Annotated in this window: 20 protein-coding genes; 14 read left to right on the top strand and 6 right to left on the bottom strand. The window is 67.3% G+C overall.

All coding sequences use genetic code 11. From position 1 onward, the window contains the following. Positions 1 to 31: 31 nt before the first annotated feature. Positions 32 to 499, bottom strand: coding sequence for an Hsp20 family protein (locus tag HD841_RS10085; protein WP_179508706.1), 468 nt, complete (start codon positions 497 to 499; stop codon positions 32 to 34). Positions 500 to 766: 267 nt separating this feature from the next. Here HD841_RS10085 and HD841_RS10080 point away from each other — a divergent pair, with 267 nt between their 5' ends. The 5 genes from HD841_RS10080 (at position 767) to HD841_RS10060 (ending at position 7,237) form a co-directional block, all read left to right on the top strand. Further along, positions 767 to 3,286 carry a TonB-dependent receptor gene (locus HD841_RS10080; RefSeq protein WP_179508705.1) on the top strand — a complete coding sequence of 840 codons (2,520 nt, stop codon included), beginning with the start codon at positions 767 to 769 and terminating at the stop codon, positions 3,284 to 3,286. 976 nt (positions 3,287 to 4,262) lie between these two features. Further along, complete coding sequence (locus tag HD841_RS10075) at positions 4,263 to 5,507, top strand: lipoprotein-releasing ABC transporter permease subunit (RefSeq protein WP_179508704.1); 1,245 nt, start codon at positions 4,263 to 4,265, stop codon at positions 5,505 to 5,507. Further along, entirely contained in the window at positions 5,500 to 6,171 is a 672-nt protein-coding gene (locus HD841_RS10070; RefSeq protein ID WP_038659931.1) for an ABC transporter ATP-binding protein, read from the top strand. The genes HD841_RS10075 and HD841_RS10070 overlap by 8 nt, the downstream gene beginning before the upstream one ends. Beyond that, a complete protein-coding gene (locus HD841_RS10065) occupies positions 6,168 to 6,761 on the top strand; it encodes a GNAT family N-acetyltransferase (protein WP_373562985.1) in 594 nt (197 codons plus the stop codon). Before HD841_RS10070 ends, HD841_RS10065 begins: the two co-directional genes overlap by 4 nt. Continuing rightward, positions 6,758 to 7,237, top strand: coding sequence for a glutathione peroxidase (locus HD841_RS10060; RefSeq protein WP_179508703.1), 480 nt, complete (start codon positions 6,758 to 6,760; stop codon positions 7,235 to 7,237). Before HD841_RS10065 ends, HD841_RS10060 begins: the two co-directional genes overlap by 4 nt. Positions 7,238 to 7,454: 217 nt before the next feature. On the opposite strand, the gene HD841_RS10055 is transcribed toward HD841_RS10060, so the two are convergent. After that, positions 7,455 to 8,036, bottom strand: coding sequence for an HdeD family acid-resistance protein (locus HD841_RS10055; RefSeq protein ID WP_179508702.1), 582 nt, complete (start codon positions 8,034 to 8,036; stop codon positions 7,455 to 7,457). A gap of 100 nt (positions 8,037 to 8,136) precedes the next feature. On the opposite strand from HD841_RS10055, the gene dnaE reads away from it, so the two are divergent. Further along, positions 8,137 to 11,637, top strand: coding sequence for a DNA polymerase III subunit alpha (gene dnaE, locus HD841_RS10050; RefSeq protein ID WP_179508701.1), 3,501 nt, complete (start codon positions 8,137 to 8,139; stop codon positions 11,635 to 11,637). Positions 11,638 to 11,640: 3 nt separating this feature from the next. After that, positions 11,641 to 12,168, top strand: coding sequence for a molybdenum cofactor biosynthesis protein B (gene moaB, locus HD841_RS10045; protein ID WP_179508700.1), 528 nt, complete (start codon positions 11,641 to 11,643; stop codon positions 12,166 to 12,168). A 186-nt stretch (positions 12,169 to 12,354) separates the two neighbouring features. Here moaB and HD841_RS10040 read toward each other — a convergent pair whose 3' ends face one another. Continuing rightward, on the bottom strand, positions 12,355 to 12,696 hold the full coding sequence (locus tag HD841_RS10040) for a VOC family protein (protein WP_179508699.1): 342 nt from the start codon (positions 12,694 to 12,696) through the stop codon (positions 12,355 to 12,357). A 56-nt stretch (positions 12,697 to 12,752) separates the two neighbouring features. Here HD841_RS10040 and HD841_RS10035 point away from each other — a divergent pair, with 56 nt between their 5' ends. The 4 genes from HD841_RS10035 to HD841_RS10020 all read left to right on the top strand — a co-directional run bounded on the left by HD841_RS10035 (position 12,753) and on the right by HD841_RS10020 (position 16,068). Continuing rightward, complete coding sequence (locus HD841_RS10035; RefSeq protein ID WP_179508698.1) at positions 12,753 to 13,832, top strand: PA0069 family radical SAM protein; 1,080 nt, start codon at positions 12,753 to 12,755, stop codon at positions 13,830 to 13,832. A gap of 46 nt (positions 13,833 to 13,878) precedes the next feature. Beyond that, on the top strand, positions 13,879 to 15,255 hold the full coding sequence (locus HD841_RS10030) for a hypothetical protein (RefSeq protein ID WP_179508697.1): 1,377 nt from the start codon (positions 13,879 to 13,881) through the stop codon (positions 15,253 to 15,255). Between the two features lie 76 nt (positions 15,256 to 15,331). After that, a complete protein-coding gene (locus HD841_RS10025) occupies positions 15,332 to 15,859 on the top strand; it encodes a ferritin-like domain-containing protein (protein WP_179508696.1) in 528 nt (175 codons plus the stop codon). A gap of 59 nt (positions 15,860 to 15,918) precedes the next feature. Continuing rightward, the gene (locus tag HD841_RS10020; RefSeq protein ID WP_179508695.1) at positions 15,919 to 16,068 is read left to right on the top strand and encodes a hypothetical protein; all 150 of its coding nucleotides are present in this window, start codon (positions 15,919 to 15,921) and stop codon (positions 16,066 to 16,068) included. A gap of 55 nt (positions 16,069 to 16,123) precedes the next feature. Here HD841_RS10020 and HD841_RS10015 read toward each other — a convergent pair whose 3' ends face one another. Continuing rightward, positions 16,124 to 16,609, bottom strand: a complete 486-nt coding sequence (locus HD841_RS10015) for a DUF4188 domain-containing protein (protein WP_257015396.1) — start codon at positions 16,607 to 16,609, stop codon at positions 16,124 to 16,126. 65 nt (positions 16,610 to 16,674) lie between these two features. Between HD841_RS10015 and HD841_RS10010 the strand changes: the two genes are divergently transcribed. Beyond that, complete coding sequence (locus HD841_RS10010) at positions 16,675 to 17,247, top strand: TetR/AcrR family transcriptional regulator (RefSeq protein WP_179508693.1); 573 nt, start codon at positions 16,675 to 16,677, stop codon at positions 17,245 to 17,247. A gap of 35 nt (positions 17,248 to 17,282) precedes the next feature. Here the strand turns inward: HD841_RS10010 and HD841_RS10005 are convergent, their stop codons facing one another. Next, entirely contained in the window at positions 17,283 to 18,503 is a 1,221-nt protein-coding gene (locus tag HD841_RS10005; RefSeq protein WP_179508692.1) for an NADP-dependent isocitrate dehydrogenase, read from the bottom strand. A 162-nt stretch (positions 18,504 to 18,665) separates the two neighbouring features. On the opposite strand from HD841_RS10005, the gene HD841_RS10000 reads away from it, so the two are divergent. Next, positions 18,666 to 19,397 (top strand): phosphatidylserine decarboxylase, encoded by a 732-nt coding sequence (locus HD841_RS10000; RefSeq protein ID WP_179508869.1) that lies wholly within the window; start codon positions 18,666 to 18,668, stop codon positions 19,395 to 19,397. Further along, entirely contained in the window at positions 19,397 to 20,233 is an 837-nt protein-coding gene (locus HD841_RS09995) for a CDP-alcohol phosphatidyltransferase family protein (RefSeq protein ID WP_179508691.1), read from the top strand. The genes HD841_RS10000 and HD841_RS09995 overlap by 1 nt, the downstream gene beginning before the upstream one ends. Here the strand turns inward: HD841_RS09995 and HD841_RS09990 are convergent. Further along, the gene (locus tag HD841_RS09990) at positions 20,172 to 20,408 is read right to left on the bottom strand and encodes a hypothetical protein (protein WP_179508690.1); all 237 of its coding nucleotides are present in this window, start codon (positions 20,406 to 20,408) and stop codon (positions 20,172 to 20,174) included. The two genes, HD841_RS09995 and HD841_RS09990, sit on opposite strands and share 62 nt — an antisense overlap. Positions 20,409 to 20,640: the final 232 nt, after the last annotated feature.

The following is a 20,640-nucleotide window of genomic DNA, read 5'->3' as shown; positions in this document are numbered from 1 at the left end:
CCCGGGCCCGCCGGCCCGGACGCCCCAACCATTACGCGGCTTCGGCCACGTCGGTCTTGTTCTCGACCGCGGAAAGCGGTGCGCCGGTCTTGATCGCGATGGTCTTCGGCTTCATCGCCTCGGGGACTTCGCGGACCAGGTCGATCACGAGCAGGCCGTCGTTGAGACGGGCATCCTCGACGAAGACGAAGTCGGCGAGTTCGAAGCGGCGCTCGAAGCTGCGGTTGGCGATGCCGACGTGCAGGAAGTTCGCATTGGTCGATTTCTCGTCCTTCTTGCCCGAGACCAGCAGCAGGTTCTGCTGCGCGGTGATCTCGATCTCGTCGCGCGAGAAGCCGGCGACCGCGAGCGTGATGCGGTAGCGATCCTCGGCAAGGCGTTCGAGGTTGAAGGGCGGGTAATTCTCCGCGGTGGCGGCGCGCGCGTTGCTTTCCAGCATGTCGAACAGGCGGTCGAAACCGATGGTCGAGCGGCGATAGGGGGTCAGGTCGAGTCGCATGTCAAATCCTCCACAAGAAGCGAGTTGAACGACGGCATCCACAGCTCTGGCACAGGTCTGGCAATGCCGGCACACGGCCCGCTGGCGGCACCGTGCGCCGCCGATTTTGGATCGTCGCCGCGCCGGTTCAAGAGGGGCCGCAGCGGCCGCGGCGGCATTTTTCTCCGGCCGATGCCGAAGCCCCGCTTTGCCGCCGCGAAGCATCTCCATCTTTGAACATCCCCCAAACCAGTGGAGTTTACGGCAAAATCACATCAGGGAAACCGCATGTCGCTGACGCTCGCCCTTCTTCTCGCCGGCCAGGCCGCTGCCGCCACCGCCGCGACCGCGGAACCGCAGCAGGAGGGGGCGCCGCCGGTAGCCGCCGCCGCCGGGCCGGACGCGCAGCCCGGCGCCACCGCCACCGCCACCGCCACCGCCCCGGCGAGCGGCGAGATCCTCGTCACTGCCCGCCGCCGCGCCGAATCGGTGCAGCGCGTGCCGATCGCCATGTCGGTCGTCGGCGGCGCGGATATCGACAAGACCGGCGCGTTCAACGTCAACCGGCTCCAGCAGCAGCAGCCCTCGCTGCAATTCTTCTCAAGCAACCCGCGCAATTCGGCGATCAACATCCGCGGCCTCGGCGCGCCGTTCGGCCTGACCAATGACGGGATCGAGCAGGGCGTCGGCTTCTATGTCGACGGCGTCTATATCGGCCGGATCGGCGCCTCGACCTTCGACTTCGTCGATGTCGACCGGGTCGAGGTGCTGCGCGGCCCGCAGGGGACGCTATACGGCAAGAACACCACCGCCGGCGCGCTCAACGTCACCACCCGCCCGCCGAGCTTCACGCCGGAGGGCAGGGCAGAGGTCAGCATCGGCAATTACGACTTCGTCCAGGCCAAGGCATCGGTATCGGGGCCGCTGTCGGACACGGTCGCGCTGCGGCTGTCGAGTTCGGCGACGACGCGCAAGGGCACGATCTATGACGTGACCTCGCGGCAGGACCTGCACCGCCAGCGCAACCTCGGCGTGCGCGGACAGCTGCTGTGGAACGCGACCGACGCGCTTCATTTCACATTGTCCGGTGACTTCAACGTCCAGAACCCGGAATGCTGCGTGCAATATTATGCGCGGGTCGGCACCACGCAGCGGCCGATCGCGCGGCAATATGACGCGCTGGCGGCGGCGCTCAACTACGCGCCGCCGAACCGCGATCCGTTCGACCGGCGCACCGACCTCGATGCCGCGATCAATTCGCGGCAGGAGGTGGGCGGCGCCTCGCTCGTCGTCGACTGGGACGTCGGCCCGGCGACGCTGACCTCGGTCAGCGCGTGGCGCTATTGGGACTGGCAGCCGCAGAACGATCGCGACTTCACCGGCCTGCCGATCACCACCGTCTCGCAGAATCCGTCGCAGCAGAAGCAGGTGTCGCAGGAATTCCGCTTCGCCTCGAACGGCACCAACCGGCTAGACTATACGGTCGGCGCCTTCCTGTTCCACCAGACGATCGATACGCAGGGGTCGCAGGTGCAGGGGCCGGCGGCGAGCCGTTTCCTGCTGTCGGGCACCGACGCGAACAATCCCAATGTCCTCAACGGGCTGACCTCGACCAACACGATCAGCTTCGACAACACGAGCTTCGCGGTGTTCGGCAAGCTCAACTGGGCGCTGACCGACGCGCTGCACATCCAGCCGGGGCTGCGCGTCAATTACGACCGCAAGTCGGGCTTCTACGAATCGGTCGTGAGCATCGCCAACAGCCAGTATAATTTCACCGCGACCGCCGACAATGTCGGGGCGCTGCTCGCCGCGCAGCCCACTACGGCGGCGCGCACGACCTTCCAGAACCAGATCAACACGCTCGCGCCGCAGCGCTACAGCCCGAAGTTCAGCGCGTGGAACACGTCGGGCGACATCACCGTCTCCTATGATTTCGCGCCCGAGATTCACGGCTACGCCACCTATGCGCGCAGCTTCAAATCGGGCGGGATCAACCTGTCGGGTCTGCCGCTCAACGCCAGCAACACCGGCGTCGATCTTTCGACGCAGACGGTGAAGCCCGAGAAGGTCAACAATTACGAGATCGGCCTCAAGACGCAGTTCCTCGACCGCCGTCTGACGCTCAACCTCGCCGGCTTCTGGACCGACGTGTCCGACTATCAGGCGACAGTGAACAACAATGCGATCAACGTGATCCGCGGCTATCTCGCCAATGCCGGCAAGGTCCGGTCGCGCGGCGTCGAGTTCGACACCAGCTTCCGCCCGAGCAAGCGGCTTAACCTCTACGTCAGCGGGGCCTTCACCGACGCCAAATATGTCGACTTCAAGAACGCGCCATGCCCGCCCGAACTGTCCGGCGGCAGCGCGGCGACGACGGCCAATCCGGCGAGCCCCGCCGGTCAGGCCGGCAGCGCGAGCCAGCCGTCGTACAGCCCGGCGCAATGCGACATCTCAGGCCAGCGCCTGCCGGGCATCTCGAAATGGTCCTTCTCCTACGGCGGCGAATATAACGTGCCGGTCGATGGCTCGGGCGGGGAGGTCTATGTCGGCTATGACGGCAATTACCGGTCGCGCTTCTCGTCCAACCCGTCGCCGTCGGCCTATACCTGGATCGAGGGCTATTCGCTGTCGAACGTCCGCGCCGGCTATCGCAAGAACGATTTCAACGTCTTCGGCTGGGTGCGCAACGCGTTCGACCAGAAGTATTTCGAGCTGCTGTCGACCCAGTCGGGCAACACCGGGCTGATCGTCGGCCAGCCCGGCGATCCACGCACCTATGGCCTGACGGTGTCGAAGCGGTTCTAGGCGGGATCGACATGCAAGCTCCGGGGAACACTCCTCCCCATTAGGGCGGGGCTATCGGCCATGGACGTTCGCTTGCGTCCGCCGCCTTCCAATCCCATCCCGTCACCCCGGACGTGTTCCGGGGTCCACTCTGCGGCGAGGAGCAAGGCTTGAGGGGATGCCGTTCTCTTGTGGCCCGGTGGACCCCGGAACGAGTCCGGGGTGACGGGTACGAGGGGGAAGCCGGTCGAGCCTCATCACCGGAGCCATAGGCGATAGTTCGGCTCTGGTGGGCGGAATTGGGCTGAATGTCGATCGGGCCTTAGGAGACACGGGAGCGGCGCAGGACGCTGGGGCAGGGGTTGGATGATGCCGTGATCCGTCCTGCCGGCGCGCTATTGTTCGTCACCCCGGCGAAGGCCGGGGCCCATGGGCATGGTGATTGCGTGGGTGGCGCACATCGTTGCCGTCATCGCATCCATGGGTCCCGACTTGCGTCGGGATGACGAAGGGGGAGCGCGAACCGGATTTCTCGTGCCCTTCGCGCGGCCTGGCGTCGTCGCGCACCAATAAATAGATGCGAAGCGGCAGAAAATCGGTCCGCGTTATGACCCGGTTCAGGATTGATCTGCGATAACCAGGATCGCCGGACAGGGGGCGCGAATTGGAAGCTCCCGTCCTCTGCCCGGCTACGCACCGGACTAAATATGCGGCGGACAAGCAAACGCCCGGACCGTTGCCGATCCGGGCGCCTGCGTGACGAGAAACTCGTCAGCCCCCTTAGGTCGCTTCCCGGCAATCGCGCGTTGTTTCGCTGCGCTGCCCTTCCGCTATTCCCCGAACCACGGCCGTTGCCTGTGTGTCAGTAAGTCTTTGCTAGGCAGCACTGCCGGCTTTGTCACCGGCTATGTGGAGGGGCGGAATCGATTGGCGAAACCCTGTGTCGAATCCGCAACATTTGTTGCTTGTGACTCGCACGTCACCTAGAGGTCCGGCCATGATCCTCTCACGCTACGAACGGATGATTGCCCGGCGCTACCTGCTCCCGGGCAAGGGCGAGGCGTTCATCTTCCTGGTCGCCTCGATCAGCCTCGTCGCGGTGATGCTCGGCGTCGCCGCGCTCGTCATCGTGATGAGCGTGATGAACGGGTTCCGCGCCGAGCTGTTCGACAAGATCGTCGGGCTCAACGGCCATGCGGTGATCCAGGGCGTCGGCGGCCGCCTGCCCGACTGGCGCGAGATCGTCGCGGAGGCGCGCCGGACGCCGGGCGTCACCGCGGCGACGCCGATGGTCGAACAGCCGCTGGCGGCGACCTACAACGGCCGGGCCGAAGGCGTGCTGGTCCGCGGCGTCCGCATGGCCGACGTCAAGCCCGTGATCGGCAGCAAGATCGTCATGGGCACGCTCGCCGGCGTCACCCCCGGCAATGGCCGGATCGCGATCGGCTCCCGCCTGGCGGAGGCGCTGGGCGCGCAGGTCGGCAGCGAGATTTCGCTGTTCAACCCGCAGGGGCAGGCGACGCCGTTCGGCACGGTGCCGCGGATCGTCAATTATACCGTCGGTGCCATCTTCGAAATCGGCCTGTACGATTACGACAAGGCCTATGTGATCATGCCGATCGAGGATGCGCAGACGCTGCTGCTGCTCGGCGACAATGTCAGCCAGATCGAATTGCAGACCGCCGATCCCGACCGGGTCGCGCCGATCCTCGCGCCGCTCGCCGACCGGCTGCGCGGCGGCGCGGTGATCGCCGACTGGCGCAGCATGAACGCGCAGCTGTTCCAGGCGCTGGAGGTGGAGCGCGTCGCGATGTTCACCGTGCTGTCGATCATCATCCTCGTCGCGGTGTTCAACATCCTGTCGTCGCTGATCATGCTGGTCCGCGCCAAGACGCGCGACATCGCCATCCTGCGCACGATGGGTGCGACGCGGGTCGGGCTGATGCGCATCTTCATGGTGGTCGGCACCACGATCGGCGCGCTCGGCACGCTCGCCGGCCTGGTGCTCGGCTTCGTCTTCCTCTTCTACCGGCAGGCGGTGGTGAACCTCGTCCAGCTCGTCACCGGGCAGAACCTGTGGGATCCGTCGATCCGGTACCTCACCGAACTGCCGTCCAAGCCCGATCCGGTCGAGATCCTGATCATCGCGGTGATGGCGCTGGTGTTCAGCTTCCTCGCCACGCTCTATCCGGCGTGGAAGGCGGCGAGCACCGATCCCGTACAGGTGCTGCGCTATGAATGACGTCCTCCGCACGACCGGCCTGACCCGCAGCTTCCGCCAGGGCGAGGAGACGATCCACGTCCTGCGCGGCGTCGACCTGTCGGTTGCGCCGGGCGAGATCGTCGCGCTCGTCGGTCCGTCGGGCTCGGGCAAGTCGACGCTGTTGCAGGCGGTCGGCCTGCTCGAGGGCGGCTTCCAGGGCTCGATCATGATCGGCGGCGAGGAGGCGGCGAAGCTCGACGCGCATGGCCGCACGATCATGCGCCGTGACCGGCTCGGCTTCGTCTATCAGTTCCACCATCTGCTGCCCGACTTCAACGCGACCGAGAATGTCGTGCTGCCGCAGCTCGTCCACGGCGCCGAGCGCAAGCCGGCGGACGACCGCGCGGTGTCGCTGCTCACCGCGCTCGGCCTCGGTCATCGCCTGACCCACCGGCCCAGCCAGCTGTCGGGCGGCGAGCAGCAGCGCGTCGCCGTCGCCCGCGCGCTCGCCAACCGCCCGGCGCTGGTGCTCGCCGACGAGCCGACCGGCAATCTCGACGAACATACCGCCGACGTCGTCCTCGCCGAATTCCTGCGGCTGGTGCGCGGCGAGGGCTCGGCGGCGCTGATCGCGACGCACAACGAGCGGCTGGCGCAGAAGATGGACCGCGTCGTCCGCCTGCACGAGGGCGTGCTGACGTGACATTGTGGGCCGAGACGCCGACGCTGACCGGGCGTCACGTCACGCTGCGGCCGCTGGTGCGCGACGATGTGGACGCCCTCGTCGCCGTCGCGGCGGCGGGCGACCTGTGGGACACTTTCTACGCCAACGTGTCGCAGCTCAAGCAGCCGGACCGCTGGCTCGACACCTCCTTCGCGCAGCAGGCGTTCGGCCGCGCGCTGCTGTTCGCGGTGTGCGACCCGGCGGGGCAGGTGGTCGGCACCACCCGCTATATGCGCATGGCGCCGGCGCATCGCCGGCTGGAGGTCGGCGGCACCTTCTACGCCAAGGCGGTGCAGCGCACCGGCGTCAACACCGAGGCGAAGCTGCTGCTGCTCACCCACGCCTTCGAGGCGATGGACTGCCAGTGCGTGCAGATCCGCACCGATTCGCTCAACACGCGCAGCCAGACGGCGATCGAACGACTCGGCGCGAAGCGGGACGGCGTGTTGCGCGGGCACCAGCAGATGGCGGACGGGCGGCTGCGCGACACCGTCGTCTATTCGATCCTCGACCGCGAATGGCCTGGGGTGAAGCAGAACCTCCACTTCCTGCTCGCGAGGCACGCATGACCGCGATCACCGACCTGATTGTGACCGGTGCCGACGGCGCGCCGATCCCGCTCGATCGCTGGGCGGGGCAGGTGCTGCTGATCGTCAACACCGCCTCGCAATGCGGTTTCACGCCGCAATATACGGGGCTGGAGGCGCTGCACCGCCGCTTTGCGGACCGCGGTTTCGAAGTCCTAGGCTTCCCCTGCAACCAGTTCGGCGCGCAGGAGCCCGGCGATGCCGCCGAGATCGCGAGCTTCTGTTCGCTGACCTATGACGTGACCTTCCCGGTCTTCGCCAAGGTCGAGGTCAACGGGGCAGGGGCCGATCCGCTGTTCGCGCGGCTGAAGGCGGCGGCGCCCGGCCTGCTCGGCTCGAAGGCGATCAAGTGGAACTTCACCAAGTTCCTGGTGAACCGCCAGGGCGAGGTCGTCCGCCGCTACGCGCCGACGACCAAGCCCGAGGATATCGCTGGCGAGATCGAGGCGCTGCTGTAATCCGGCTTTGGCCGCAACGCTTTCATCCCCCCACCCGTCACCCCGGACTCGTTCCGGGGTCCACCGGGCCGCAAGAGAACGGTGCCGTCTCAAGCCCTCCTCCCCGCCGCAGAGTGGACCCCGGAACAAGTCCGGGGTGACGGGGGGCGGGTACACTGTGGTGACGGGTGACGGGGTGACGGGGTGACGGGTGGACGGGGGGACTGGGGTGCTGCCCTCACACCTCCGGGGCGGCGAAGGGCTTTGCGCCCTTCTTGTGGTTGATCGCCGCGGCCACCGAGGTGACGCCGCCGAGCAGGAAGCTGATCCCCAGGATGAAACCCGGCAGCGTCAGCGCCGACCAGGGCAGCGTGATCAGCACATAGACCGCGAGCAGGATGTTGACGACGCCGAGGACGATCATCAGCGCGCGCCCGCGCTTGAACCGGGCGCCGAGCCCGATTTCGAGCGCACCGCGGATGCCCAGCCAGATCGCGACCAGCAGCGTCAGCGAGATCGCGGCGGTCCCCGGCGCGAAGGCCATCAGCAGGCCGATGACGAGCGACAGCACGCCGAAACCGATCGCATAGCCGCGCCCCTCGTGATCCTTGCCCGCGAAGCCGGCGGCAAGCGACACCAGGCCGGCGGCGATGAAGAAGGCGCCGATCACCAGCGTCGCCGCATAGGTCGCCGCGAACGGGTTGAGAAAGGCAAGTATCCCCAGCACGATCGACAGCACGCCATAGGCCAGGATCCAGCCCCAGCCGGCCCCGGCGGATGCGGGCGCGAGCGGATCGGTGAATGCTTTCGTGTCCGACATTGACGTAACCTCCTCCGTTGTGCCCGCGTAACGGAGTTATCCACGACCGGTTCCCCGGCATGGCCTGTTCGAATCAGGGTGGAGCGGCTAAGTCCCCGCAATGGCTCATTCCGGTTTCGTACCGCTCCGCATTTTCTCGTCCTACACGATGCTCGACGGGGCGATCGAGCCCAAGGCGATCGCCAAACAGGCCAAGGCGATGCGCTTTCCGGCTGCCGGCCTCACCGATCGCAACGGCCTCTATGCCGCAATGGCCTTTTCCGACGCCGCCAAGAAGGACGGCGTCCAGCCGGTGATCGGGACGATGCTGTGCGTCGCGCGGCCGGGCATGCCCGACGGCGTCGCCGCGCCGCTCGACTGGATCGCGCTCTATGCGCAGAACGAGCGCGGCTATGACAATCTGTGCGCTTTGGTCAGCCTCGCGCATCTCGAACGTCCGATCGAACTGCCGGCGCATGTCGACTTCGCCGCGCTCGAAGGGCGCAGCGACGGGCTGATCGCGCTGACCGCGGGCGGCGAGGGCGCGCTCGCTCGGCTGATCCACGAGGACCAGCCCGACCGGGCCGCCGCCTATCTCGACCGGTTGCAGGCACTGTTCCCCGACCGCCTCTATATCGAGCTCGCCCGCCGTGGCGACGTGATCGAAGAGGCGGCCGAACAGGCGCTGGTCGACTTCGCCTATGAGCGCGACCTGCCGCTGGTCGCGACGAACCCTTGCTGCTTCTCGGACAGCGACTTCCTCGACGCGCATGACGCGATGCTGTGCATCGCCCATTCGACCTATGTCGAGAGCGAGGATCGCGTCCGCTCCTGTCCCGACGCCTGGCTCAAGCCCGCCGAGACGATGCGGCAGCTGTTCGCCGACCTGCCCGAGGCGATCGACAATACCCTGGTCGTCGCCCAGCGCTGCGCGGTGATGGCACCCTATCGCAAGCCGATCCTGCCCAGCCTCGCCGGCGACCGCGAGGGCGAGGCGGCGATGCTGCGCGCCGAGGCGGCGGCGGGGCTGGAAAAAAGGCTCGACCGGATCGAGCAGCTCGGCACCCAGCCTGCCGATGACCCGAACTGGCGCGACGCCTATCGCCAGCGGCTCGCCTTCGAGGTCGACGTCATCGTCCAGATGGGCTTCCCCGGCTATTTCCTGATCGTCGGCGACTTCATCAAATGGGCGAAGGATCACGACATTCCCGTGGGGCCGGGGCGTGGTTCGGGCGCCGGTTCGGTGGTCGCCTGGGCGCTGACCATCACCGATCTCGATCCGATGAAGCTCGGTCTGCTGTTCGAACGCTTCCTCAACCCGGAACGCGTCTCGATGCCCGACTTCGACATCGATTTCTGCGAAACCCGGCGTGGCGAGGTCATCCGCTACGTGCAGGAGAAATACGGCCGCGATCAGGTCGCGCAGATCATCACCTTCGGTAAATTGAAGGCGCGCGCGGTGCTCAAGGACACCGGGCGCGTGCTCCAGATGAGCTATGGCCAGGTCGATCGCCTTGCCAAGCTGGTCCCCAACCATCCGACCGATCCGTGGGACCTCAAGCGCGCGCTCAACGGCGTGCCCGAGTTGGCGAAGGAATATGCCAACGACAATCAGGTCCGCCGCCTGCTCGACCTCGCCACCAAGCTTGAGGGGTTGCCGCGCCATTCCTCGACGCACGCCGCCGGCGTGGTGATCGGCGACCGGCCGCTCGCGCAGCTCGTGCCGCTCTACCGCGACCCGCGGTCGGACATGCCCGTCACCCAGTTCGACATGAAGTATGTCGAGGGCGCGGGGCTGGTGAAGTTCGACTTCCTCGGCCTCAAGACCTTGTCGGTGCTCAAGAAGGCGGTGCAGCTGCTCGCCAAGCGTGGTATCACCGTCGATCTCGACGCCTTGCTGTGGGACGACGATGCGGTCTACAAACTGCTCCAGAAGGGCGACACGGTCGGCGTGTTCCAGCTCGAATCGGAGGGCATGCGCCGCACGCTGAGCGCGGTGCGCCCGACCAATTTCGGCGACATCATCGCGCTCGTCTCGCTCTACCGCCCCGGCCCGATGGACAATATCCCGAGCTTCGGCCGCCGCAAGCAGGGCACCGAGCCGATCGTCTATCCGCACGACCTGCTCGAACCGATCCTGTCCGAGACCTACGGCATCTTCGTCTACCAGGAACAGGTGATGCAGGCGGCGCAGATCCTCGCCGGCTTCTCGCTCGGCGGCGCCGATCTGCTGCGCCGCGCGATGGGCAAGAAGATCAAGGCGGAGATGGACGCGCAGCGCGCGATCTTCGTCGAGGGCTGCGCCAAGGTGAACGGCATCCCCAAGGCCAAGGCGAACGAACTGTTCGACTTGATCGACAAGTTCGCCGGCTATGGCTTCAACAAGAGCCACGCCGCCGCCTATGCGCTGCTCGCCTATCAGACGGCGTGGCTGAAGGCGCATCACCCGGAGGAATTCTACGCCGCGTCGATGTGCTACGACATGGCGCAGACCGACAAGCTCTGCATCTTCGTCGACGACATGCGCCGGTTGGGCGTGACGATCTGCGGCCCCGACATCAACAAGAGCGACGCCGAATTCGACGTCGAGGTGACCGAGGACGGCGGCCTCGCCGTCCGCTACGCGCTCGCCGCGCTGAAGTCGGTGGGCGAGGGGGCGATGGAGAAGCTCGTCGTCGAGCGCAGCACCAACGGCCCGTTCAAGAGCATCGACGATCTCGCCACCCGCGTCGATCCGCGCCTCATCAACAAGCGGCAGCTCGAAACGCTGGCGGCGAGCGGCACGTTCGACAGTTTCGATCCCAATCGCGCTGGCATCCACGCCGTCGCCGAGACGATCCTCGCCGTCGCCGCGCGGACGCACGAGGGCAAGACCAGCGGCCAGCACGGCCTGTTCGGTGCCGAGGATGTCGCCGGCGACGCGATCAAGCTGCCCGTAGGCGTGCGCTGGTCGATGGCCGAGGCGATGGAGCAGGAGAAGGAGGCGTTCGGCTTCTATTTCTCGGCGCATCCCGTCGATCGCCACACGCACCTCGCCAAGATGCATGGCGCCCGCCAATATGTCGCGCTGACCGAACTCAACATCCCCGAGGACGGCACCCGCGCCGGCGCGACGATGGCGGTGCTGGTCGAGGATGCGCGCTGGCGCACCTCGGCGCGCGGCAAGCGCTATATGATGGCGACGCTGTCCGATGCGAGCGGCCAGTTCGTCGCCACCTGTTTCGACGATTCGGTCGCCGCCGAGCTGGAGGACGCCGCGCGCTGCGGCGGCTGCGGGCTGATCACCGTCGAGCTCGACCGCCGCCCCGGCGAGGAGACGCCGCGCGTCTCGGTCAAGCGCATCCAGCCGTTCGAGGGGCTCGCCTCGATCGCGCGTTTCACGATCGAGGCGAAGGTCGCGCACGCTACCGCGTTCGAGGCGCTGTCGACCTTGCTCGCCCACCATCGCGGCGCCCGCGGTGAGGTGCGCGCCCGTATCCCGGTGGAGGAGGGCGAGGCGACGGTGCTGCTGGGGCGCGACTTCCTGCTCGACATGGAGCTGGTCGAGACGATCCAGGCGATCCCCGGAATCAGCGATGTCGCGCTCGATCGCGTCGCCTCGCAACTGCGCTCGGTGGGCTGAGCCATGCCGATCGACACCAGCCTCACCTTCCGCCCGGTCCACATCGCGGTGCTGACCGTCTCCGACACGCGCGGGCTGGCCGAGGACCGCTCGGGCGACACGCTCGTCGCGCGGCTGACGGCGGCGGGCCATGTGCTCGCCGACCGCGTCATCCTGCGCGACGATATCGAGGCGATCGTCGCGCAGCTCCACCGCTGGATCGACGACGAGGGGGTCGATTGCGTCGTCACCACCGGCGGCACCGGCGTTACCGGGCGTGACGTCACCCCGGAGGCGGTCGAGCGCGTCGCCACCAAGATGATCCCCGGCTTCGGCGAGCTGTTCCGCTACCTCAGCTATGCCAAGATCGGGACCAGCACCGTCCAGTCACGCGCCTGCGCCTGTGTCGCGCGCGGCACCTATATCTTCGCGCTGCCCGGCTCGACCGGCGCGGTGAAGGACGGCTGGGACGGTATCCTGCAGGACCAGCTCGACAGCCGCCACCGGCCCTGCAATTTCGTTGAGCTGATGCCGCGGCTGATGGAGCGGTGATCGCTCCGCGACCGTAAGCGCAAGTCGGGGGGGTGCCGACGTCACTCCAAACTACCCGTCACCCCGGACGTGTTCCGGGGTCCACCGGTCCGCAAGCTCAACGCCTTTTGCTCCTGCGGACCGGTGGATACCGGAACGAGTCCGGCATGACGGACGCGTGGCTCAGCCGGTCCGTGAAAAACGGGCCTAACCCGCGTCGACCTGCATCACCGCCAGCTCATGGCCATCCGGATCGGCGAAGTGGAACCGCCGCCCGCCGGGAAAGGCGAACACCGGCATCGTCACCCGCCCGCCCGCGGCCTCGACCGCGGCGAGCGCCGCGTCGATATCCGCCACCTCGATCACCGGCAGCGCCGCCGCGGTCCGCTGCGCCGGATCGGACTGGAAGCCGATATCGGTATCGCCACTGGTCGTCGCCGCATAGCTCGGCCCGAAATCGCTGAACGCCCAGCCGAACGCCGACCCATAAAATGTCTTGGCCCGCTCCGTATCCGCCACCGGCAGTTCGAGATAGTTCAACCGCGCCATTGCCTCTCTCCCATCATGTTCTTGCTATGTTCTAATCCGCGGCCTACCATCGCGCAATGGCCAAGCCGCTCGTCAAACGCGCCGTCCGCGGCGCCACGGTCAATACCGAAAGCCGCCGCTTCAACCTGCCGCAGGTCGAGGCGGATGGCGACTGGCTCGACGCGCGCGACGATATCGACGGCAGCCCCGCACCGCTGCGCACCAGCGTCACGATCGAACAGCCGCGCACGATCATCAGCCGCAACAGCTCGCCCGACGTATTCTTCGATCGCTCGATCAACCCGTATCGCGGCTGCGAGCACGGCTGCATCTATTGTTTCGCACGGCCGACCCACGCCTATCACGACCTGTCGCCCGGTCTCGATTTCGAGTCGCGCCTGTTCGCCAAGCCGCAGGCCGCGGACCTGCTCCGCGCCGAATTGCGCAAGCCCGGCTATGTCGTCGCGCCGATCGCGCTCGGCACCAATACCGATCCCTATCAGCCGATCGAGCGCGACTGGCGGATCACCCGCGGCATCATCGAGGTGCTGGCGGAGACCCGCCACCCGCTGACCATCACCACCAAGTCCGACCGGGTGACACGCGATATCGATTTGCTCGGGGCGATGGCGGCGGAGGGGCTCGCCGGCGTCGCCATGTCGATCACCTCGCTCGATCCCAGGATCGCTGCAACGATTGAACCGCGTGCGCCGCATCCCGAACGCCGCCTGCGCGCGGTCCGCGCGCTCGCCGACGCGGGGGTGCCCGTCTATGTCTCGATCGCGCCGGTGATCCCCTCGATCACCGATCACGAACTCGAACATCTCGTCGAGCGCGCCGCCGAGGCGGGGGCGCGATCCTGCTTCTTCATCCCCGTCCGCCTGCCGCACGAGGTCGCGCCGTTGTTCCGGGCGTGGCTCGACGAGCATTTCCCCGACCGCGCCGGCAAGGTGATGAGCATCATCCAGTCGCTGCGCGGCGGGCGCGACAATGATCCCGACTTCTTCACCCGAATGCAGGGTGCCGGCCCCTGGGCCGAACTGATGCGCACCCGCTTCCGCATCGCCTGTCGAAAGCACGGCCTTGGCCATCGCGGTGCGCCGCTGCGCACCGATCTGTTCCGCCCGCCCGCCGGGCCGCAGGGCGAGCTGTTCTGATCGCGTTAGCGCGCCGCTAACCAACTTGCTGCCATGGCGGTGCTGCATGACGCAGCGCCTGACCTGGCTGATCCTGATCCTCGCGGCGGTGGCGCTGCGGCTGCCCGATGTCGGCAATCCGCTCCTCGATATCGACGAGCAGATGTACCTGCTGGTCGGCCAGCGGATGTGGGACGGGGCGATCCCCTATGTCGATATCTGGGACCGCAAGCCGATCGGCCTGTTCCTGATCGCGGCGGCCGTGCGCGGTCTGCCCGGCAACCCCCTCGTGGCCTATCATCTGCTCGCGCTGGCCGCCGCCGCGGCGACCGCCGGACTGATCGCGACCGCCGCGCGCCGCGTCGCGCGCCCTGGCGGCGCGCTCGCCGCCGGCCTGCTCTATCTCGTCTGGCTCGACCTGCTCGGTGGGCGAGGCGGACAGTCGCCGGTCTTCTACAATCTGGCGATCGTCGGCGCGGCGCTGCTCGCATGGGACACGCTCGCTGGCCGCCGTCGCGCCGCGATCCCCGCGATGCTGCTCGTCGGCATCGCGTTGCAGATCAAGCCAACCGCGGTCTTCGAAGGCGCCTTCCTCGGCATCGCGTTGCTCGTCGCGAGCTGGCAGCGCTCGCGCAGCCCCGCGCGGCTGGCGGGCGAGGCGATGCTGCTTGCGGTGGCCGCATCGCTGCCGACGATTTTTGCCGCCGCGGGCTATGCCGCGATCGGCCATGGCGACGCCTGGTGGTTCGCCAATGTCGAATCGATCTTCCTGCGCCGGATCAACCCCGGGGAGCCGATCGCCGCGCGGCTCGCCGGCCAGAGCGTCGTGCTGCTCGTCCCTATGGGGCTCGCGATCCGCGGCCTCGTCCGGCGCCCCGACGGATTCCTGATCGGCTGGCTGGCAGCCGCGGTGGCGGGCTGGGCGCTCGTGCCCCCCTATTTCAACCATTATACGCTGCCGCTGCTCGTGCCGATCGCGGTGGCGGCGGCGGTCGCGCTCGACCGCTGGCCGCCGCGGTGGCTCGCCGCCATCGCCGGCACCACGCTGTTGCTGATGAGCGGCTATCCGCACGGCGGCGAGACGACCGGCGCCCGCGCTCGGGTCGCCGCACTGGCGCAGCGGATCGATCATGCGCGGGGGCAGGGGTGCCTGTTCGTCTTTCAGGCCTCGCCGTTGCTCTACAATGCGACGCGCTCCTGCCTGCCGACGCGCTACCCATTTCCCGCCCATCTCGCCGAGGTGAGCGAGGCAGGTGCGATCGGCATCGACCCGGTCGCCGAGACCGCGCGCATCCTCGCCGCACGCCCGGCGGTCATCGCCGTCGGCGTCGATCCGCGCACGGTCGACCGGCCGGCGGCCGTCCTCGTCCGCCGCGCGCTCGCCCGCCAGTATCGCGCGGTCGCCCACGATCTCGGCATCACCGTCTACCGCCGGATCAACTAACTCAGATCAGGACGTTTTATCGCATCCCTGCGGCGTGCGGGCCGTTGAACGGCCAACCCCCGCAGGAGACATGATCATGGCCACCACCGCCCCCACCCAGGATATCGCGCAGGAACTGTTCGTCACCGGGCTCAAGAACGCGCATGGCGTCGAGCATCAGGCGCTCGCGCTGATCGACCGCCAGCTCGACCATCTGGAGAATTATCCCGAGGTCGCCGAGATGCTGCGCCTCCACCGCGGAGAAACGGAGCAGCAGATCAGCCGCATCGACGAGATCCTCGCCGGTTTCGACGCGCGGCCGTCGGCGATCAAGGACCTTGGTCTCAGCATCACCGGCAATATGGCGGCGATCGCGCACGTCTTCGCGCCGGACGAGATCCTCAAGAACAGCTTCGCCAATTACGCGTTCGAGAATTTCGAGATCGCCAGCTACACCGGCCTGCTGACGCTGGCCGAACTCGGCAATTTCACCAGCCAGCAAGGCTTGCTGCGCGAGTCGCTGTCGGAAGAGCAGCGGATGGCGACCTGGGTGCTGGAAAGCCTGCCTGGCATAACACGCAAATACGCTGGCCTGCGTGCCGCCGGCGAGACGGCGAGCCACTGAGGGAACGACCGGGGCCAGCCGTCGGTTGGCCCCGTACCCGTGTTGCAGAAGGACAGACGATGACCGATCCCAACCGCCCCGACGATCAGGCCGAGAACGACCACACGATCGACCCGCTTGCGCCGACCGAGAATGCCGATACCGAGGAATCGGGCGCCGGTTACGGCAACCACGGCGAAGGCCAGGGTAGCGTCAACGACAACGCGTGATCCTCGTCATCAGATGATCCATATCATCCCGGCGGACGCCGGGATGATGAACCTGTCATGCCGCGATGGTGCGCCCGCGCGCATCCGCCGCCAGCCGGTCGCGGCTCGACAGGAACGGCCCCTCCGGCTGTCGCGGCGGGGCGAAGGCGCCGAGGCCGATCGGCGTATCGATACCGACATAGATCGCCTCGACGCCGCCGCGTGCGCTATAGGCTTCGTGCCAGAAGCCGCAGCCGTGCCGGTCGGCGAGGAAATCGCGCCACCAGCCGCTATGCGGCGCCGAGTGGGTGAACCGGCCGAGGCTGTCGAGATCGCGCCAATATTGCCGCATGCCGACGTGGTTCCAGCCAAGCAGCATCTGTTCGTGCCGCAACAGCCCCTCGGGAGGGTGCCGCGCCACCTCGCCGAGCCCGCGCCCGATCCGGAGCAGCGCCGGTATGCCGCGCAGGCTGCCGACCCGAAAGCCGAGCAAGACCATCACCAGATCGGGATAGCCGGAGAGATCCACCGTCGCGCGTACGCTGTTCCCGTTGCCTGCCATTTGCATCGTCCGGCCTCCATGTTTACAGTGTAAGCTACCATGACGTGCTTACACTGTAAACAGCGATGACCGCACCGGTTGCGCTCCGCCGATCGCTTATCGATCATGCGATGCGGCTGCTCGACTCCGGCGATCACGATCCGTCGCTTCGCGCCGTTGCGCGCGCGGCCGGCGTGTCCGCGATGGCGCCCTATCGCCACTTTCCGGACAAGGCGGCGCTGCTCGGTGCGGTCGCTGCCGAGGGCTTCGCGCTGCTGCGGGAGGCGTTGGTCGCTGCCGACGCGAACGGCCTCGCCGGCGGGCCGGCGCAGGCGCTGGTCGAACAGGGGCTGGCGTATATCGCCTTCGCGCAGGCGCATCCCGGTCTGTTCCGGCTGATGTTCACCGATACGATCGCCGCTCGCGCCATGGTGAGCCCGGATGCTGCCGCCGACGGCGATGCTTATGCCGTGCTCGCCGCGCGGGTGGCGACGCTCTGTCCCGCCACCGCCGCGACCGCGACGATGGCCGCCTGGGCCTTGGTCCATGGCTTCGCGATGCTGGTACTCGACCGCCGCCTGCCACCCGAGGCCGAGGCGGCGCGCGCCGCGCTCGCGCTGTTCGTCGCCGGCCTTACGAAAAAGGGCCCGGACGCCTGAGCGTCCGAGCCCCCGATCGGCTCAGGCGAGGGGGATCAGCCCCAGTTCGCCATCTTCTGCTCGAGGTTGGCGCGGACCGCCTCGAAGAACTGCTCGGTGGTCATCCACGGCTGGTCCGGACCGATGAGGATCGCGAGATCCTTGGTCATCTGGCCGTTCTCGACGCACTCGATGCAGCACCGCTCCAGCGTTTCGGCGAACTTGGTCACCTCGGGCGTGTCGTCGAACTTGCCGCGATACTTGAGGCCGCCGGTCCAGGCGAAGATCGACGCGATCGGGTTGGTGCTGGTCGCCTTGCCCTGCTCGTGCTGGCGATAGTGGCGCGTGACGGTGCCGTGCGCCGCCTCCGCCTCGACCGTCTTGCCGTCCGGCGTCAGCAGCACCGAGGTCATCAGGCCGAGCGAGCCGAAGCCCTGCGCCACCTGGTCCGACTGGACGTCGCCGTCATAGTTCTTGCAGGCCCAGACGAACTCACCGTTCCACTTGAGCGCCGAGGCGACCATGTCGTCGATCAGGCGGTGCTCGTAGACGATGCCCGCTTCCTTGAACTTGTCCTTGAACTCGGCCTCGAACACCTCGGCGAACAGGTCCTTGAAGCGGCCGTCATAGGCCTTGAGGATCGTGTTCTTGGTCGACAGGTACACCGGCCACTTGAGGTTGAGGCCGTAGTGCATCGACGCGCGCGCGAAATCGCGGATCGAATCGTCGAGATTGTACATGCCCATCGCGACGCCGGACGAGGGGAATTGGAACACCTCCTCGTCGATCAGCGTGCCGTCCTCGCCCTCGAAGACGAGGCGCAGCTTGCCCGGACCCGGAACGCGGAAATCGGTCGCCTTATACTGGTCGCCGAAGGCGTGACGGCCGACGACGATCGGGTGCGTCCAGCCCGGGATCAGGCGGGGCACGTTCTTGATCACGATCGGCTCGCGGAAGACGACGCCGCCGAGGATGTTGCGGATCGTGCCGTTCGGCGACTTCCACATCTTCTTGAGGCCGAATTCCTCGACGCGCTGCTCGTCGGGGGTGATCGTCGCGCACTTGACCGCAACGCCGTGGCGCTGCGTCGCCTTGGCGGCGTCGACGGTGACCTTGTCCTCGGTCGCGTCGCGGTTTTCGATGCCGAGATCGTAATAGTCGAGTTCGATGTCGAGATAGGGCTTGATCAGGCGTTCGCGGATCCATTCCCAGATGATCCGCGTCATCTCGTCGCCGTCGATCTCGACGATCGGGTTCTTCACCTGAATCTTGGCCATATGCGCTTCCTGCCGGAGGGAGATTTGCCCCGCCGTCTAGGCACAAGCGGGCAGGGGATCAACCGTCTCGGGCGGATTGGCGGGACGCGCGAAGCCGCGAGCCGGATCATCGCGACGGCAAAACATTGTGTTGCATGAACGACACGGTTACACCCCGTGGTTATGCCATCGCTCGAAAAGCCCCCGACCAGCCCGCTGCCGACGACCACGGTGAAGTGGCGCTTTCCCTCGGTCCATCCCGAAGGCCATAAATACGCCGCCATCGCGCTCGGCATCACATTGCTCGCGACGATCGTCACCAAGGTGCTGTTCTGGCCATTGCTCGGCGTCGTCGTCTGGGTGCTGACCTTCTTCCGCGATCCGATCCGCACCACGCCGGTCGGCGACGGCCTCATCATCGCGCCGGCCGACGGGCTCGTCACGATGATCCAGAAGGTCGCGGTGCCGCGCGAGCTGGTCGGCGAACTCGGCGAGGCGCCGCTGACCCGCGTGTCGATCTTCATGTCGGTGTTCGACGTCCATATCAACCGCACCCCGATCGCCGGCACGATCCGCCAGGTCGTCTATATCAGCGGCAAGTTTCTCAACGCCGACCTCGACAAGGCGTCGGACGAGAATGAGCGGCAGCATATCGTCGTCGAGGGGCGGGACGGGCGCCGCATCGGCTTCACCCAGATCGCCGGGCTGGTCGCGCGCCGCATCGTCCCCTTCGTCAAGCCGGGCGACATGGTCGCGACCGGCCAGCGCATCGGCCTGATCCGCTTCGGCAGCCGGGTCGACGTCTTCCTGCCCGACGACATCATCCCGCAGGTGACGCTCGGCCAGCGCTCGATCGCCGGCGAGACGGTGATCGGCCGCGTCGGCGGCGTGCCTGTCACCGGCATCGCCCAGTAATGGAACCGCGCGACTCCACCCCCGATCCCGCCCGCCGCCTGCCGCGTCGTCTGCCCCGCCGCCCGCGTGGCCTGCCGCTGCGCGCGGTCGCCCCCAATGCCGTCACCGCGCTCGCGCTGTGCTCGGGCCTCAGCGGCGTGCGCTTCGCGATCGGCGGGGAATGGCAGAGCGCGGTGACGATGATCATGATCGCCGGCGTGCTCGACGGGCTCGACGGCCGCATCGCGCGCATGTTGCACGGCGAGAGCCGCTTCGGCGCCGAGCTCGATTCGCTGTCCGACGCGATCTCGTTCGGCGTCGCGCCCGCGCTCATCATGTACCTCTGGTCGCTTGCGGCGCTGCCGCGGCTCGGCTGGATCAGCGCGCTGATCCTCGCAGTGTTCTGCGCATTGCGCCTCGCGCGCTTCAATGCCGCGATCGACGCCGACGACCAGCCGCACAAATCGGCGGGCTTCCTCACCGGAGTCCCCGCGCCGGCCGGGGCGGGCCTTGCGATGCTGCCGCTCTATTTCTGGTTCTGGACCGATCAGCCGGCCTTCGCCAACCCGTATCTGGTGGCGATCTGGGTCGCGTTCATCGCGCTGCTGATGGTGTCGAGCGTCGCCACCTTCTCCTGGGGCTCGCTGCGCCTGCGCCGGACGATCCGGTTCGAGGCGATCGCCGGCGTCGTGCTGCTCGGCGCGGCGCTGGTGTCGGCGCCGTGGCATACGCTGAGCGCGATCTGTGTCGGTTACCTGATCACGATCCCGTTCAGCGTCGCCAGTTATGCAAAGGTCAGGCGGCAGCGCGCAGGCGGCGAACGCCAGCGGGAACCGGAGCCGACGCCCAGCGCCTGACGGCGATGCGGCGCTCGGCCGAGGCGAGCTGCGACAGCGGCGCGAAGGCGGGCTCGACATGGCCGGAGGCAAGGCGGACGATCCGCTGCCATTGCGGTGCGACCGTCGCGGCGATGACGCCGGCGGCGACCGCGAACGCACCGGCAAAAACGAGAACACTGACGACTGCAACCATCGAACCGACTCCCTCGCAGGTGCGCGAGCAACCTGTGGATAACTCGCTTAACCATTGTTTAATCAGTGAGTTCCGCGCTGTGTCCATATTCGCCGATTTCGCTTTGCCGCAGCGCCGCTAAACTGGGTTAGACTCACCGTGTCCACTGTCTGGACGCCTTATGTTCCACCTGTGTTCCACTTGTCAACCGTGGCGGAACATCTTGCGTTCCGCGCCGGCGCCGGCTAAGGGC

The organism is Sphingomonas melonis (assembly GCF_013409985.1).
GTDB classification, from domain to species: Bacteria; Pseudomonadota; Alphaproteobacteria; order Sphingomonadales; family Sphingomonadaceae; genus Sphingomonas; species Sphingomonas melonis_A.
Note: the sequence above shows the minus strand (reverse complement) of the source record. Positions and strands in the feature narration are given on the sequence as shown.